This is a genomic window from Mycobacterium angelicum, assembly GCF_002086155.1.
GTDB lineage: Bacteria > Actinomycetota > Actinomycetes > Mycobacteriales > Mycobacteriaceae > Mycobacterium > Mycobacterium angelicum.
The window spans coordinates 57,421-73,926 of the sequence record NZ_MVHE01000005.1; the positions used below are offsets into that span (position 1 = coordinate 57,421).

Below are 16,506 nucleotides of genomic sequence, written 5' to 3' on the forward strand. Positions count from 1 at the left end.
ATGCAGGGAGGCGACCGTGCGGCCTTGGATCATTTGGGGTGGCGGGCTGCTGGCCTACATCGTCGCTGTGCTGGACCGCACCACAATGGGCGTCTCGGGTCTGGAGGCCGCGCAACGATTTGCCGTCACGCCCGGTGTGCTCTCGGTATTCGTAGTCGTTCAGGTCATCGTGTACACCGTCGCGCAGGTCCCCGCGGGGTTGCTGCTCGATCGCTTCGGCTCCAAGATGCTGATCAGCGCGGGCGCTTTGGTGATGGCGATCGGTCAGTTCGTCCTCGCGTTCGCGATATCGATGCCGGTGGCCATTGGCGCTCGCGCGGTGGTGGGACTGGGCGATGCCCTGACGTTCATCTCCGTGGTCAAACTCGCCTCATATTGGTTTCCGCCGAGTCGTGTCCCACTGGTTACCCAGCTGACTTTCATCGGGGGTCAACTGGGTCAGGTGCTGTCGGCGGTGCCGTTTCTGGCCATTCTCACCGGCGCCGGATGGACCGCCGCCTACACCGCGGCCGGTGCGCTGGGCGTGATGTCCGCCGCCATCTGTCTAGCGCTGATCCGCGATACTCCCCACGGGCACTCAGCCGGCATTGACAGCCCAAGCCTTCGCGAACTGGTCGTCAGCGTCCGCAGCGTGTGGGCGAATCCGGGCACGCGGCTGGGCTTCTTCGCCCACATGGGCAGCACCTTCCCGATCATGGTCTTCAACTACATGTGGGGCGTCCCGTATCTCACCGAGGCCCAAGGTGTGTCAACCGACGTTGCCGGCTCGCTGCTGACCCTCTCAGTGGTGGCGACGACGGCTTCCGGCGTCGCGCTCGGCGTCTGGACCGGGCGGCACCCGCAGCGGCGATTGCTCATGGTGCTGACCATGATCGCCGGCAATGCCCTGGCCTGGACGGCGGTACTGGCGCTGCCGCACCGCGCGCCGCTGTGGCTGCTGGTTGTGCTGGTTGTCGTGATGGCCACCGGCGGTCCGGCCTCGATGGTGGCGCTGGATTTTGCGCGCACCTACAACCCGAGCACGACGCTGGGCATCGCAAAGGGCCTCGTCAACATGGGCGGCTTCACCGCGGCGTTGCTCATCATGCAAGTCATGGGCCAAATCCTCGAGGACACCGACAATTACTCGTTCGCATCGTTCCGGCTGGCCTGGCTGGCGCTGTACCCCGTCTGGGTGATCACCGTCATCGCCATCTTCGTCACTCGTGGTAAAGCATTACGGCAGAACGAGATTGAGCATCGACACCACGACGCCACGACTAACGTGGTGCCATGACGAACACTCTCAACCGCCGGCTTGCGGGGTATACGCCGGCCGTGCTGAGCCTCTTCCGGCTGGTCTACGGTCTGATGTTCGCCGGATACGGCTCGATGATCCTCTTCGGCTGGCCGGTCGCGTCATCGCACGCCGTTGGGTTCGCCACCTGGCCCGGGTGGTACGCCGGGGTGATCGAACTGGCCACCGGGCTCTTGATCGCAAGCGGATTGTTCACCCGCGCCGCGGCCTTCGTCGCCTCGGGAGCGATGGCGGTTGCGTATTTCTGGATGCATCAGCCCCGCTCGCTTTGGCCGATCGGCGATGCACCCGCGGGCAACGGCGGAATCCTGGCAATCCTGTTCTGCTTCGGGTTTTTCCTGCTGGTCTTCACTGGACCCGGCAGTCATTCCGTTGACGCCCTGCGCCGGGCGCGAATCAAATCCTCGTCACGTTGACGTTCCTGTCCGCTCGGCGCAGAAGAGCCGCTTGGGTTCGGGGTAGGTGACGGCACGTGTGTGCTGGGGGCACTTGGACGTGTCGGTGGTGCCGTCGACCCGTTTGGCGATCCTGATCGTGCCGGCCGTCGAGCAGGTCGCATGGCGGACCGTCTTGCCGTCGTGCTCGGACACGTAGCATTCGCCCTGAAGTAGGTTGGGCGCAAAGCACATTCGGACGCCGCGGTGTTCGGCGGATAGGTAGGAGCTGTCGTTGCGCTTGCCGTCCGGGCAATTTCCCGCCGTGTCGGCGTTGGCGGCGTATTGAAGTACGGCTTCGGCGTTGCTGCAGCTACTGGGTTTCCATGCGCCATTGCCGTTCAGGATGTCGTTGGTGTAGCAGTCGCCGATCGCCGGGCGATCATGGCGCGCGGCCACCGCGACGACGATGGAGGCGAACGTCAGCACGCCCAGCACCAGCAAGACGGTGCCGCTGACGATCATGCCGGTGCCGCCCGGCTTGCGCGGCATGGGCATGGGCATGGGCGGCATCGGCATGGGCGCCATGGGCATCGGCATGGGCGGCGGGTAAGCAGCCGGGTATGGCGGCGGATAGCCTTGCGGCACAGGAGGATAGCCCGGCGGGGCAGGCGGATACCCGGTCCAGGCCTGCTTGCGTGACGACGACCGCTTGCGCAAGCCGAGAATCAACAGGGTCAAGCCCGCGGCCGGCAAGATGAGCAGACCCGTGATCCGGCCGACCAGCGCCGCCGCGTCGACAGCGGTCGCGAAATAGCTGACGCTCATGGACTCGGCCGCCATCAGCTGTCCAGGTTGGTGCCGGCGGTCAGCTGCTCCCATGCGGCGATCTCGTTCGACCGCCGCTCTGCGATGTAGCGATAGGCCATCAGCGCGTCGGCGCCGAGCAACAGGAAGGCGGGCGGTTCGGACGACTCGACGGCGGCGATGATCGCGGCGCCGGCCTTGGCCGGATCGCCGGGCTGAGTGCCGTGCATCGTGTCGTTCTCCTTGCGGCGCTGCCCGGCGGTCTCGGCGTAATCGTCGATGACAGTGGGGGATTGGACCAGTGAGCGCCCGGCGAAGTCGGTGCGGAAGGCGCCCGGCTCGACGACGGTGACCGAGATGCCCAGCGGGGCAAGTTCGCCACGCAGGGCCCCGCTCATCCCTTCCAGGGCGGCTTTGGCCGCCGAGTAATAGCCGGAGCCCACCGGGGTCAACTGCACGCCGATCGAGGAGATGTTGACGATCGCGCCGGACCGCCGGGCCCGCATGCTCGGCAGCACGGCCTTGATCATCGCGACGGCGCCGAAGAAATGCGTTTCGAACAGAGTGCGGACGTCGGCGTCCTCGCCCTCCTCGATGGCGGCGCGATATCCGTAACCCGCGTTGTTCACCAGAACGTCGATGCTGCCGAACCGCTCGTGGGCCTGCTGCACCGCGGAGACGACCTGGTCGTGGTTGGTGACGTCAAGGGCGACGGCCAGTATCCGTTCGGGTGCGGCGTCGGCGAGGTCGGCGACCCGGCCGGCGTCTCGTGCGGTGGCCACGACGTTGTGGCCGGCGCCGGCTACGGCCTGCGCCAGGGCGCGGCCGAGGCCGGTCGAACAGCCGGTGATGAGCCAAGTGGACACGGGACTGCCTCCTCTACGTCAGCGTTCAAATGCCTTGTCCATGGCCCTCTCACACCCGTGACGCCGCTCCAGCCGGAAGGTGCGTTTGAAGCCCGTCGGCTGCGTCGTGAGGGTCACCTCGACCGCGCCGCTGGGCGCAACGACATAGCGCTCCTCGACATCAGGTCCATCGTTCCAGCGGCCGACCGGCTGACGTCGCAGATCCTCCTGATCGCGCAGGGCCGGGTCGAAGGGGAAGAGCACCGGAGCGTATGGCGTCACGTCGCCGTCAGGGCGGCCGTCGACCAGCCGGCTGCACTCGACGAACCGGAAATGCCCGATGTTGTGCGCTGCCCGATAGGTCCGTTTGACGACGAGCGGGGTGTGCCCGTCGTCGGGAAGTGCGGCGTCCTTGGGGACGATCGGATCGAACACGACGTCGTCGCCTGCCCGGGCCTCCCGGAAGACACCGAAGTGGCGCGAAAAGCGTTCGGACAGCGCGAAATCCGATTCGTGGTCCAGGAAGACCGCCAGGCCGATGGCGGTGGCGGCGAAGGGATGCGGGGAGCGTTTGATGCGCTTGTCGCCGAACGTCGAGCGCAGCATGCGTGCCACCAGGGGAAAGCCTCCGGCGCCACCCACCACGTAGATTCCGGCCACCTCGGACCACGCCACGTCGCCGCGGGCCGGGTCGTGCAGGACGCGGTCGAGCAACTTCATCGTCTTGTCGACCAACGGCGCACACGCCGAGTACACCTCATCGATGCCGCACGCGAACGGTGGCCGGTCCGCGGCGCCGAGGTCGACGAGGAAGCGCCGGGTCTGCGGGCCGACGGCTTCCTTGCGGGCCGCGCACTCATCCCGCAGCACCTCGATCGTTTCGGCGGGAAGGTCTCGAAGGCCTGCGGCGTCGCGCACCAGCTGCAGGATGGCCTCGTCAAAGTCGTCGCCGCCCAGACGCTGGATGCCCTCGCTGACCACTACCTCGTTCACGTGCCCGGTCATCTTCAGCAATGAGGCGTCGAACGTGCCGCCACCAAGGTCGTAGATGAGGACGTACTCGCGTTTGGCGGTGATCGTGGAGCGGTACCGATGGGCGTATTCCAGGCCCGCGGCCGACGGCTCGTTCAGCAGTGCGACGACGTGAAAGCCCGCCGCCACAAAGGCATCCAGGGTCAGCAGGCGCTGGGTGCTCGAGGCATTGGCCGGCACGCTGATCGCGGCCTCGATGGTCTCTGCGGGCGTCAGACCGGCGTTCGAGCGATCGCGCAGGTCGCTTTTCAGCTGAGCGAAGAAGCCGGTGAGCAGGTCGGCCAGTCGGTGGTTGCGGCCGACCAGAGTCACCTCGGTGTGTGGTCCGGCCTCGTTGAGCAGCCGCTTGACCGATCGCAGCGTCGACCATCCAGGTTGGTGGCGCACTGCGCCGGCGTCCAGACCGTAGCGCAATTCACCGGCGGCGTTGGCGGCCACGAGCGAGGGCCAGGTATCGGCGCCGTCGAAGGAGACGACGGGATAGTTGCCGCGGTCGACGAGTGCAACGACGGTGTGGGTGGTGCCGAAGTCGATACCGACTCTCATTCCGCCCAAGTCTAGGCCGGTGCACGCCGTGCGGCATGCTTCCTCAGTCGGCGTGCCGAGCCCATTGTCTTTGCAGGTCCCGCTCTGCGGCGGTGGGAATCAGGCCCGCGGGCGCGAACCGCTTGGACGGTACTGGTTCGTCCTCGCTCAGCGGCCTGCCGTTGCCGCGAATTGCTTTGCGCGCCACGAGAATTCCCGTGACGAACACGATCACGACGACCAGCGCGAAGATGACCGACAGGGTGCCCTGGACGAAGGTGTTTCTGATGACCTGATCCAGCTCGTATGCGTTCTTCGCCGAACCGAACGCCGCCTTGCCGGCTTCTTTGGCTGCCAGGTACTGAAAATGTTGTGTCCAGTAGCCGACGGCCGGATCGCCGGAGAAGATCTTCTGCCACGACGCCGTCAGCGTGACCACCAGGTCCCACAGCAGCGGAACCCCCGGTATCCACGCCCACTTCAGCAGGCCCTTCTTGATGACCACGACCGTGATGACGCTGAGCGCGATGGCGGCCAGTAACTGATTGGCGATCCCGTACAGCGGATAGAGCGTGTTGATGCCACCCAGCGGATCGGTCACGCCCATCAGCAGGATGCTGCCCCACGCGGCAACCACGGCGAGGCTGCAAATCCATACACCGGGACGCCAGCTCGGGTTTCGTAGTTTGTGCAGCGGGCCGCCCAGGTTGCTCAGCGTGTCGGAGAGCATGAAGCGGTTAACCCTGGTGCCCGCATCGAGCGTGGTCAGGATGAACAGGGCCTCGAACATGATCGCGAAGTGGTACCAGAACGCCTTGAAACCGGCGCCGCCTAGCACCCGCTCCAGCACGTCGGACATGCCCAAAGCCAGCGTCGGTGCTCCGCCGGTGCGCGACACGATCGACTGCTCGCCGACGCTGCGGGCTGCTTGACTGATTTGCTCGGCGGTCGCGGGGGCGCCGGTAAGGCCAAGCTTGTTGACGTATTCCGCTGCGGTGGCGGCGGTCCCGCCGGTCTGCGCGGCCGGCGCGTTCAGCGTGAAGTACAGGTGCTGGTTGATGATCGAGGCGGTGATCAGCGCCATGATCGCGACGAACGACTCGGTGATCATGCCGCCGTAGCCGATCAGCCGCATCTGGCCTTCCTTCTCCAGCAGCTTGGGCGTCGTCCCGGACGAGATCAACGAGTGGAATCCGGACAGGGCGCCACAGGCGATGGTGATGAACAGAAACGGGAACAGTGAACCGGCGAACACCGGCCCGTTGCCCCGGGTGGCGAACTGCGAGATCGCGGGCGCGTGCAGGACCGGGTGTGCGATGCAGATGCCGATCGCGAGCACGGCGATGGCACCGACCTTCATAAACGTCGACAGGTAATCGCGCGGCGCCAGTAACAACCACACCGGCAACACCGAAGCAGCGAAACCATAGCCGATCAGACACCAGCACAAGGTGACCGGGGACAAGCTGAACCAGGATGCGCCCCAAGAGGTTTCGGCTACCCAGTTGCCTGACGCCACGGCTGCCAGCAGCAGCGCGAAGCCGATCACCGATACTTCGCCCACCCGCCCGGGACGCAGGAATCGCAGATAGCAGCCCATGAACAGGGCGATGGGGATGGTCATGGCAATGGAGAACACGCCCCACGGGCTTTGGGCCAGTGCCTTCACCACGATCATTGCCAGCACCGCGATCAGGATCACCATGATGACGAGCGTTCCGATGAGGGCGGCGGCTCCGCCGATGGCGCCGAATTCGTCGCGGGCCATCTGGCCCAGGGAACGCCCCCGGCGGCGGGCGGAGATCCACAGCACCAGGTAGTCCTGCACGCAGCCACCCAGCACGGCGCCGACGATGATCCAGATGCTGCCGGGCAGGTAGCCCATCTGGGTGGCCAGCACCGGTCCGACGAGTGGCCCGGCTCCGGCGATGGCGGCGAAATGATGGCCGAACAGCACGCGACGGTCGGTCGGCACGTAGTCGCTGCCGTCTTCGAAGGCCTCGGCCGGTGTGGCGTGGTCGTCGCGCGGGCGCACGATCTTCATTTCGATCAGCCGGGCGTAGAACCGGAACCCGATGATGTAGGTGCAACTCGCGGCCACTACTAACCACACCGCGTTCACCGTCTCGCCGCGGACGAACGCGACGACCGCCCAGGCGATGGCGCCGACCACGGCGATTGTCCCGAAGGCGAGCTTGTGTCGCAGGGTGATGGGTGAACGGTCGATAATCGCGACGGGTGGCAGGTCGTCGTCGGTGCGGATATAGCTGACGTGCTCAGTCACACCCAAACTTCCTCTCCGCGTCGCTAGCGAGTGTGAATCTACCGACGCCAAATCGGCGTGTCGCGTCGTGAGGTTCACAGTCGCGGCGCCGGTTCAGTAGAGCGCGCGCACCGTGTCGATGGTGTCGGCCTCGGCCGGTGTCTTGTCGTCGCGGTAACGCACCACGCGGGCGAAGCGCAGCGCGACGCCACCGGGGTAGCGGGTCGATCCCTGGACGCCGTCCAGTGCGATCTCGACCACCTGCTCGGGTCTTAGCTCGACGACATATCCGTCGGTGCCAGCGACGGCGAGTTCGGTGAATCGCGCGGTCTGCCATTCCAGCATGGCGTCGGTCATGCCCTTGAAAGTCTTGCCCACCATGACGAATCGGCCCGTGGCGGGATCGAGTGCGCCCAGATGAATATTGGACAGCTTGCCGCGGCGGCGTCCCGAACCCCACTCCACAGCCAGCACCACCAGGTCGAGCGTGTGCACCGGCTTGACCTTCAGCCACCCGGCTCCGCGCCGGCCCGCCAGGTAGGGCGCTGCCGGGGACTTGGCCATCACCCCCTCGTGCCCAGCGGCCAGCGTCGCGTTCAGAAAGGCCGCGGCCGCCGCTACGTCGGAGGTGACCAACCTGTCCACGCGGTGGCGCGCCGGCACGAACGCGTCCAATTCGGCCAGCCGATCCGCGGTGGACGCGTCCAGTAGGTCCACCCCGTCGCGGTGCAGGACATCGAAGAAGAACACCGAAAGCGGTTCGGCCCCTTGGGCCGAAAGGGACTGAGTGACGTCGACCGATCGGCCGAACCGCGACGCGGTGACCTGGAAGCGCTCCGGACGGTTGTCGGGGCGCAACGCGATCGCCTCGCCGTCGGCGATCAGGTCGCGTACCGGAAGCGCCAGCGTGGCCTCCACCACCTCGGGCAGCCTTGCGGTGACGTCGTCGAGGCTTCGGGTGTACACGGTCACCTGGTCGCCGGACCGATGAATCTGTACCCGGGCTCCGTCCAGCTTCGCTTCGAAAATCGCTGTGCCGCCGTGGCGTTCGAGCGCATCGGCGACGCCGGTCGAGGTCTGCGCCAGCATGGGACCAACAGGCCGGCCCACCCGCATAGTGAACGCGTCCAGTGCCGGCGCGCCGCCGGAAAGACCGGCCGCCGCGACCGCTGGCAGATCCCCGCCCAGCATCGCCGCGCGCTGCACCGCGGCGGTGGGGATATCAGCTGCCTTGGCGACGGCGTCGGCCATGATGCCGGCCAGCGCGCCCTGGCGCAGCTCACCACCGAGCAGTCGCACCAGGAAATTCTGCTCGGATTCTGTTGCGGCAGCGAATAATTCGGCTAGCAGTGCGGCCCGCCGGGCCTGTGATCCCCGGCCCGACACGCCGCCGATCGCGCAGAAGGTGTCATCGACACCGGCGACGGTGAGCATCGGTTCGGCGGCCGGCGCCGGCAGTGACCGCAACGACGCCCAGCCGACGCCGATCTGACGTTGCCGCAGCTCACCGGACAGCCACGACACAATGGTCGCGACCAGTTGCGGTTCGGGCGCGGCGCGGCGCAGCAGGTCGGCGATGCGCGCAATCTTGGTCAGCCGTGACGAGGTAAGACCCACTTCGGCCGAGGTGGCGGCCACATCGACTAGAAGCACGAATTCAGCTTGGCATGGGGGGCCGACATCTTTGATCGGCTGTGCTTATCCCCGCCCGTCGTGGTTGCGAATCGCGTCGAATTCGGCCTTGACGATGCGATAGCACTCGCACGCCTTCGCTTCCAAGCCGGGACGATCGGTGATCGTGATGACGCCGCGGCGGTAGCTGATCAGTCCCTGCTCCTGAATGCGTTGCGCGGTGTCGGAGACGGTGGGCCGGTGCACCCCCAGCATCTGGGCCAAGAACTCCTGGGTCAGTCGCAATTCGTTGCTGTCGACCCGGTCGCGGGTGGTCAACAGCCAGCGGGCCATGCGGGCTTCAGTCGAGTGGGTGCCGTTGCACACCACGTTCTGAGCCACCTGAACCATGGTGGCTTGGGTAAAGCGGTTCAGCAGCGTGTGCAGGGCACCGTCGCGGGCCAGCGCTTGGCGAAAGTCGGCCACGGTCAAGCGAGCGGCCTCGCCTGAGACTTGGCAGAACGCCGCCTGCGGACTGCTCGACGCGCCGAGATAGACCGGAAGTCCCACCATGCCCTCGTGGCCGATGGTGGCCACCTCCAGGCTGTGGTGACCGTCGACGACCGCGACCAGTGAAAACACCGCAGACAGCGGAAAGTAGATATCGGAAATCGGTTTGCCCGGTTCGTATGCCGGATGTTTCAACTCCAGCTGCTCAAGCCTTAGCTGCGGCTCCAGTTGCGAGTATTCGCGCTCGGGCAGTTGCGCCAGGATGGCGTTGCGCTGTAACCGCTTCGCCGTCATCGGTTGCCCCTTCCCGCCGTCGGTTGTGCCGTCCGGGAGGACTACCCACGTTTTGTCTGCTTATGTCAGCTAGCCGACAGAACATCTAGACTGTCCGATATGTCCGCGCCCAGACATTTGGCGACGGTGCCGAAGTTCTCCTACGTGGTGCTCGTCGCGTCGCTGGGCGGCATGGACGCCTTCAGCAAGGTACTGTCCGGCTTGCCGGCGTCGTTCCCGGTCCCGGTGCTGGTTGTGCAGCACCGGGCGCAAACCTCCGTCGGCGACCCGCTGGTCGCCGTGCTCGCCCGCAGAACAGAATTGCCGGTACACGTCGCCGAGGATGCAACCCCAGCCGCTCAGCCGGGGGTGACGGTGGTGCCGGGCGCAACCATCGCCACCATCGACGCCGACGGGCGGTGGCTGCTGGAGCCCGCGACCCGGGGTGTCGGTACCGGTGACGCCTTGCTGATGAGCGCGGCGGAGGCGGGCCCGACCATCGCGGTCATCCTGACGGGGTATCAGGGTGACGGCAGTCGGGGGTGCCGTGCCGTCAAGCTGCGTGGCGGACGCGTGCTCGTGCAAGACCCGTCCGACGCCCGGGCTCCGGATATGCCGGCCAACGCCATCGCCACTGGTTGCGCCGATTTTGTATTGCCGCTGCAGCGCATTCCGTCGGCGCTGCTGGCTTTGGCCACCGCACCCGGGGCCGCCGATTTGTTGACCGTGCCGATCCCGCCCTGGGCACGGCTGAGCTCATAACCCCGGCATACCGTCGGTAACCGGGCAGATCGGACGCGCTAGCGTGCCTAGGTAGCGTTACAAATTGTCGGTAATCTGACACGCCACACAAGGGAGGTCCGGATGGAGATCAGCGGGAAGAAGGTCGTCGTGATCGGCGGCGCGTCGGGGATGGGTCGGGCCAGTGCCGAACTCCTGGCCCAGCGTGGCGCACAGGTGGCCGTGCTGGACCGCGAGGGTTCCGACGGCAAGGCCGTTGCCGACGGGTTCGGCGGCAAGTTCTACCCGGTCGACGTCACCGACTTCACCGGCACCGAGGAGACCCTCCAGGCCGCCGTCGACGACCTCGGTGGACTCCACGTGACGGTGACCACCGCGGGCGGCGGCATCGCCAAGCGCACCATGACCAAGTCCGGGCCGCACGATCTCGAATCCTTTCGCGCCGTGGTGGATCTCAATCTCATCGCGACCTTCAACATCAGCCGGCTGGCGGCCGCGCACATGAGCAAGAACGAGCCCGAAGACGAAGAGCGCGGTGTCATCATCAACACCGCGTCGATCGCGGCCTTCGAAGGCCAGATCGGTCAGGTCGCCTACACCGCCGCCAAAGCCGGCATCGCCGGTATGTGCCTGACCATGGCTCGCGACCTGGGCTCGTTGGGCATCCGGGTGCTCGCAATCGCGCCGAGTCTGTTTCTGACGGGCCTGACCGCGATGGTGCCCGACGATATGGCGGCCATGCTGGTGCGCGACGCGGCCTTCCCCAAGCGAATGGGTCGGCCCGAGGAGTATGCCAAGTTGGTGGCGGCCATCGTGGACAACCCGATGCTCAACGGCCAGTGTCTGCGACTGGACGCCGGGCAGCGGTTCGCACCCAAGTAGCCGCCTTCGAGCCTCCGCGCGCATTGAGTACACTCTTTAGGTAATCAGCAGCGCTGCGAGGAGGGCCCGCATGGGTATCGCACTGACCGACGACCATCGCGAACTCGCCGAGGTGGCCCGCGCGTTTTTGACCGCACAGAAGGCGCGCTGGGCGGCGCGCTCGCTGCTCGACGCGGCGGATGAGGCCCGTCCGCCCTTCTGGCACGACTTGGTCGAGCTCGGCTGGCTCGGTCTGCACATCGAGGAGGAGCACGGCGGCTCTGGCTACGGGCTGCCCGAACTCGTGGTGGTCATCGAAGAGCTCGGCCGCGCGGTGGCCCCGGGTCCGTTCGTGCCGACCGTGATCGCCTCGGCGGTGATCGCCAAAGACGGTACGGCCGAACAGAAAGCGCGGCTGCTTCCGGGGCTGATCGATGGAACTGTGACCGCCGGCATCGGATTGGGCGGTGACGTGCGGGTCCATGACGGCCTGGCCGAGGGCGAGGCCGGGGTCGTGCTCGGTGCCGGCCTGGCGGAGCTGTTGCTGGTCGCCGCCGGCGACGACGTGCTGGTGCTCGAACGCGGCCGCGACGGCGTATCGGTCGAGGTGCCGGACAACTTGGACCCGACCCGGCGTTCCGGACGCGTCCGGCTGCAGAACGTGAGCGTGGCCGCCGCCGACCTCCTGCCGGGTGCCCGCGATTCGGCGCTGGCCCGCGCGCGCACCCTGCTGGCTGCAGAGGCCGTCGGCGGCGCCGCGGACTGCGTCGATGCGGCCGTCGGCTACGCCAAGGTGCGCCAGCAATTCGGCCGCACCATCGCCACTTTCCAAGCGGTGAAACATCATTGCGCGAACATGCTGGTGGCCAGCGAATCGGGGATCGCCGCGGTATGGGACGCCGCGCGTGCCGAATCCGAAGACGAAGACCAGTTCCGGCTGATCTCGGCGGTGGCCGCGGCGCTGGCATTGCCCGCCTACGCGCGCAATGCCGAACTCAACATCCAGGTGCACGGCGGCATCGGCTTTACCTGGGAGCACGACGCGCATCTGCACCTGCGGCGGGCGCTGGTGATCGCCGGACTGTTCGGTGGCGACGCGCCGGCCGGCGATGTCTTCGACCGCACCGCGGCCGGCGCCATCCGCGCCAACAGCCTGGACCTGCCGCCCGAGGCTGAGGAACTGCGCACCCAGATCCGTGCCGACGCGGCCGAAGTCGCCGCCCTGGACCAGGAGTCGCAACTCGACAAGCTGATCGAGACGGGCTACGTCATGCCGCACTGGCCCAAGCCGTGGGGCCTGGCGGCCGACGCGGTCAAGCAGCTGGTGATCGAGGAGGAATTCCGCGCGGCGGGCATCAAGCGTCCCGATTACTCGATCACCGGATGGGTGATCCTCACGCTGATCCAGCACGGAACGGATTGGCAGATCGAAAGATTCGTCGAAAAGGCGCTGCGCCAGGACGAGATCTGGTGCCAGCTGTTCTCCGAACCCGAAGCCGGTTCGGACGCGGCCTCGGTCAAGACGAAAGCCACTCGCGTCGAGGGCGGCTGGAAGATAAACGGGCAGAAGGTGTGGACCAGCGGAGCGCAATACTGCGCGCGTGGTCTTGCCACCGTGCGCACCGACCCAGATGCCCCCAAGCACGCCGGCATCACGACGGTGATCGTCGACATGAAGGCACCCGAAGTCGAGGTGCGGCCGTTGCGGCAAATCACCGGCGGCTCGGAATTCAACGAGGTGTTCTTCAACGACCTGTTCGTTCCCGACGAGGACGTCGTCGGCGCGCCCAACTCCGGATGGACCGTGGCGCGGGCCACGCTGGGCAACGAGCGAGTCAGCATCGGCGGCAGTGGCGGATACTACGAGGGGCTGGGCGCCAAATTGGTGAAAGGGGTGCAACAGCGGCCAGATGGGTTGGCGGGCGGGCGAATCCGGGTGGGATCGTTCCTTGCCGACGACCATGCGCTGCGACTGCTGAACCTGCGCCGCGCCGCCCGCAGCGTCGAAGGCGCAGGCCCCGGCCCGGAAGGCAATGTCACCAAACTCAAGCTCGCCGAGCACATGATCGAGGGCGCGGCGATCTCGGCAGCGCTGTTGGGCCCCGACATAGCACTGATGGACGGGCCGGGTGCGCTGGCCGGACGAATGGTGATGGGTGCCCGGGGCATGGCGATCGCGGGCGGCACCTCAGAGGTGACCCGCAACCAGATCGCCGAGCGGATTCTCGGCATGCCCCGCGACCCACTGATCAACTGACCCCCGCCCCTTTTCCCCGCGAGCGTGCATGTCTGTTCAGCGGCACGCCGCGCGGAGTGGCATTCTGCGCACGCTCGCGCAGCTAGGCGGGGGCGAACAACGGTGCTCCGCCGGCGCCTTTCTCGGACCGGATAGCGACCGGCATTCCGCAAGCCACCGACTCTGGTTCGCAGCCAACGATATTGGCGGCCACCCGCAGCCCACTCTGCTCGCTGAGTTCGACCAGCGCGATGACATACGGCGTGGGCACGTCGGGGTTGTACGGGTGGTAGTTGACCGTGTAGGTGAATACGGTGCCGTGTCCGGACACCGGCCGTGCCATCAGCGCCGCCCCACAGTCGCGGCAGTCGCCGGTAGCGGGATGCACCCACCGCGCACACGCGGCGCAGTGCTCGATCAGCAGCTCGGCGGACACCAGCAATACAGTACACTCTATTAGTTCGGTGTACGCCTATGGACGGTGCAGATGAGCTACTTCGAGAAAAGCGCGATCGTGTCCGGCATCGGTATTTCGCGAATCGGCCGCCGCACCGGCATCCCGGGGCTGGAGCTGACCATGCAGGCGGTGCGGGCCGCGATCGACGACGCCGGCCTGTTGCCTGGCGACATCGACGGCATAGCCACCCTGGGTGACACTCTGCCCGCCGAGGTCACCGCAGAACTCCAGATCGACGCCGCCGACTGCGGATCCGGATTCGGCACCGGCGGCCTGCTGAGCCCGGTGATGTCGGCGTGCCGTGCCGTCGCCGAACGGCGCGCCCGGCACGTGGTGGTCTACCGGACCATCCAAATGCTGGGCGGCACGGTGCCGGTCAAGCAGGACGAGAACGCGCCGGCCCCGCCGCTTGCGCGCATGTTCGAAACACCCGAGGGCGAACCGCGTCCCGCCGTCGGGGCAATGGATGACATCACCGACCTTGTTGCCGCACAGGCCTATTCCGCCGCGAATTGGCTGGCGCTGAACTGCCGTCGGCACATGGAACTGTATGGCACCAGCAAGGAGCAGCTGGGCTGGGTCGCGCTGAACGGGCGGCGTAACGCGGCCCTGAATCCCCTTGCGGTATACCGCGACCCGATGACGATGGCCGATTATCTGGGTGCCCGTCCGGTGTCGACACCGTTCGGGTTGCTGGATTGCGATGTGCCCATTGACGGTTCCATCGCGGTGGTGGTGTCGCACGCGGAGTATGCGACCGACTGCCCACACCGCGCGGTACGAGTCGAAGCGATCGGCGGGTCCGACGGCGCCGGCGGCTGGTTTCACCGCACGGACTATCCGAAGATGGCGATGTCGGATGCCGCGGCGCAGATGTGGTCGCGCACCGAATACACCCCCGCCGACCTCGACATCGCGCAGTTGTACGACGGGTTCACGTTTCTCACCATCGCCTGGCTGGAAGCCCTTGGCATATGTGGCGACGGCGAGGCCGGCCCGTTCGTCGAGGGCGGTGCGCGAATCGCCCGCGAGGGTGAGCTACCGCTGAACACCTATGGCGGTCAGCTCTCGGCCGGGCGCATGCACGGGTATTGGGCGCTGCACGAAGGCTGCCTGCAGCTGCGCGGCGAGGCGGGGGAGCGGCAGGTGACCCAGCGCCCGGAGGTCGGCGTGGTGTCCGTCGGCGGTGGTCCGGTCGCAGGATGCCTGCTGCTCACGTGCTGACGCGCCGATGAGCACGGACAAACGTGCGGCAAAGATCGCCCGCCGCATCGAGGCGGACATCGTGCGGCGCGGCTGGCCGATCGGAACCTCGCTGGGCACCGAACCCGCTCTGCAACAACGTTATTCGGTGAGTCGATCGGTCCTGCGCGAGGCCATTCGTCTCGTCGAGCACCATCAGGTCGCCCGGATGCGCCGGGGACCCAACGGCGGATTGTTCGTCTGCGAGCCCGATGCCGGTCCGGCGACCCGCGCGGTCGTTATCTATCTGGAATACCTGGGCACCACCCTGGACGACCTGCTCAACGCGCGTCTGGTGCTCGAGCCGTTGGCAGCTTCCCTTGCCGCACAACACATCGACGAAGCCGGCATTGACCGGCTGCGCGCGGTGTTGCACGCCGAACGGCAGTGGAAACCGGGCCTGCCGGCACTGCGCGACGAGTTTCACCTCACGCTCGCCGGGCAGTCGAAAAACCCGGTGCTGGCGCTGTTCATCGACGTCTTGATGAGGCTCACCAAGCGATACGTGCGCAAGTCGCGAACCGCCTCGGCAGACGAGGCCATCGAGGCCGTCGACCATATGCGCGACGACCACGCCGAGATCGTCGCCGCCGTCACCGCCGGCGACACCGCGCGCGCCAAGACACTCACCGAGCGACATGTCGAAGCAGTCACCGTCTGGCTGCAGCGCCACCAGCGCGGCGACCAAGCGGGGCGGCTGCCGCGCCGGCTGCGGCGGCCCGACATCGAGGCACCGCAAGGCAAACTCGCCGAGGTGCTGGCGGCCACGATCGGCGACGATATCGCCGCCGACGGCTGGCAGGTGGGCTCGGTCTTCGGCACTGAAACCGCACTGCTGCAGCGCTATGGGGTGAGCCGCTCGGTGCTGCGGGAAGCGGTGCGGCTACTCGAATATCACGCGGTCGCCCAGATGCGTCGGGGGCCCGGCGGCGGGCTGATCGTCGCGACGCCGAAGGCGCAGGCCAGCATCGACACCATTGCCCTGTATCTGCAATATCGCAAGCCGAGCCGCGAAGACCTGCGCTGTGTCCGCGATGCAATCGAGATCGACAACGTTGCGAAAGTAGTCAAACGCCGCACCGACCCTGAGGTCGCGGCCTTCCTCCATTCGAATAGGCCCGCACTCGACACCGCTACAGACGACGTCCGCACCGCCGCGGTCGAGGAATTTCGCTTCCACGTCGGGCTGGCGGAATTGGCCGGCAATGCGCTGCTCGACCTTTTCTTGCGGATAATTGTCGAGCTGTTTCGCCGGCACTGGTCCAGCACCGGGCAAGATTTGCCGACCTGGTCCGACGTCGTCGCTGTGGAGCACGCTCACCTGCGGATTCTCGAGGCGATCGGCCGTGGCGACGACAGTTTGGCCCGCTACCGCATCCGTCGTCATCTTGACGCCGCCGCATCCTGGTGGCTGTGAAATTGTGATCCACCC

At 66.8% G+C, this 16,506-nt stretch carries 14 protein-coding genes; 7 read left to right on the plus strand and 7 right to left on the minus strand.

What is annotated here, in order from left to right:
- The first annotated feature begins 16 nt into the window (after window positions 1-16).
- A complete protein-coding gene (locus tag BST12_RS05355; RefSeq protein WP_083111981.1) occupies window positions 17-1,276 on the plus strand; it encodes an MFS transporter in 1,260 nt (419 codons plus the stop codon).
- Window positions 1,273-1,713, plus strand: a complete 441-nt coding sequence (locus tag BST12_RS05360) for a DoxX family protein (protein WP_083111982.1) — start codon at window positions 1,273-1,275, stop codon at window positions 1,711-1,713. The genes BST12_RS05355 and BST12_RS05360 overlap by 4 nt, the downstream gene beginning before the upstream one ends.
- On the opposite strand, the gene BST12_RS31885 is transcribed toward BST12_RS05360, so the two are convergent.
- From BST12_RS31885 to BST12_RS05390, 6 genes are all read right to left on the minus strand, one after another.
- A complete protein-coding gene (locus tag BST12_RS31885; RefSeq protein ID WP_170062055.1) occupies window positions 1,705-2,553 on the minus strand; it encodes a hypothetical protein in 849 nt (282 codons plus the stop codon). The two genes, BST12_RS05360 and BST12_RS31885, sit on opposite strands and share 9 nt — an antisense overlap.
- On the minus strand, window positions 2,514-3,344 hold the full coding sequence (locus BST12_RS05370) for an oxidoreductase (RefSeq protein ID WP_083111984.1): 831 nt from the start codon (window positions 3,342-3,344) through the stop codon (window positions 2,514-2,516). The genes BST12_RS31885 and BST12_RS05370 overlap by 40 nt, the downstream gene beginning before the upstream one ends.
- Window positions 3,345-3,362: 18 nt before the next feature.
- Entirely contained in the window at window positions 3,363-4,901 is a 1,539-nt protein-coding gene (locus BST12_RS05375; protein ID WP_083111985.1) for an Hsp70 family protein, read from the minus strand.
- Window positions 4,902-4,944: 43 nt separating this feature from the next.
- On the minus strand, window positions 4,945-7,170 hold the full coding sequence (locus BST12_RS05380; RefSeq protein WP_083111986.1) for a carbon starvation CstA family protein: 2,226 nt from the start codon (window positions 7,168-7,170) through the stop codon (window positions 4,945-4,947).
- 87 nt (window positions 7,171-7,257) lie between these two features.
- Window positions 7,258-8,796, minus strand: a complete 1,539-nt coding sequence (locus BST12_RS05385) for an ATP-dependent DNA ligase (protein ID WP_083111987.1) — start codon at window positions 8,794-8,796, stop codon at window positions 7,258-7,260.
- A 45-nt stretch (window positions 8,797-8,841) separates the two neighbouring features.
- The gene (locus BST12_RS05390) at window positions 8,842-9,558 is read right to left on the minus strand and encodes a Crp/Fnr family transcriptional regulator (RefSeq protein WP_083111988.1); all 717 of its coding nucleotides are present in this window, start codon (window positions 9,556-9,558) and stop codon (window positions 8,842-8,844) included.
- 99 nt (window positions 9,559-9,657) lie between these two features.
- Between BST12_RS05390 and BST12_RS05395 the strand changes: the two genes are divergently transcribed.
- The 3 genes from BST12_RS05395 to BST12_RS05405 all read left to right on the plus strand — a co-directional run bounded on the left by BST12_RS05395 (window position 9,658) and on the right by BST12_RS05405 (window position 13,396).
- A complete protein-coding gene (locus BST12_RS05395) occupies window positions 9,658-10,299 on the plus strand; it encodes a chemotaxis protein CheB (RefSeq protein WP_083111989.1) in 642 nt (213 codons plus the stop codon).
- 102 nt (window positions 10,300-10,401) lie between these two features.
- Window positions 10,402-11,160: an SDR family NAD(P)-dependent oxidoreductase gene (locus BST12_RS05400; protein WP_083111990.1), complete on the plus strand. Its 759-nt coding sequence runs from the start codon at window positions 10,402-10,404 to the stop codon at window positions 11,158-11,160.
- Between the two features lie 70 nt (window positions 11,161-11,230).
- A complete protein-coding gene (locus BST12_RS05405) occupies window positions 11,231-13,396 on the plus strand; it encodes an acyl-CoA dehydrogenase family protein (protein ID WP_083111991.1) in 2,166 nt (721 codons plus the stop codon).
- Between the two features lie 82 nt (window positions 13,397-13,478).
- On the opposite strand, the gene BST12_RS05410 is transcribed toward BST12_RS05405, so the two are convergent.
- On the minus strand, window positions 13,479-13,811 hold the full coding sequence (locus BST12_RS05410) for a Zn-ribbon domain-containing OB-fold protein (RefSeq protein ID WP_083111992.1): 333 nt from the start codon (window positions 13,809-13,811) through the stop codon (window positions 13,479-13,481).
- Between the two features lie 51 nt (window positions 13,812-13,862).
- Between BST12_RS05410 and BST12_RS05415 the strand changes: the two genes are divergently transcribed.
- Window positions 13,863-15,056, plus strand: coding sequence for a thiolase family protein (locus BST12_RS05415; protein ID WP_083111993.1), 1,194 nt, complete (start codon window positions 13,863-13,865; stop codon window positions 15,054-15,056).
- A gap of 7 nt (window positions 15,057-15,063) precedes the next feature.
- Complete coding sequence (locus BST12_RS05420; protein WP_083111994.1) at window positions 15,064-16,491, plus strand: FadR/GntR family transcriptional regulator; 1,428 nt, start codon at window positions 15,064-15,066, stop codon at window positions 16,489-16,491.
- The last annotated feature ends 15 nt before the right edge of the window (window positions 16,492-16,506 follow it).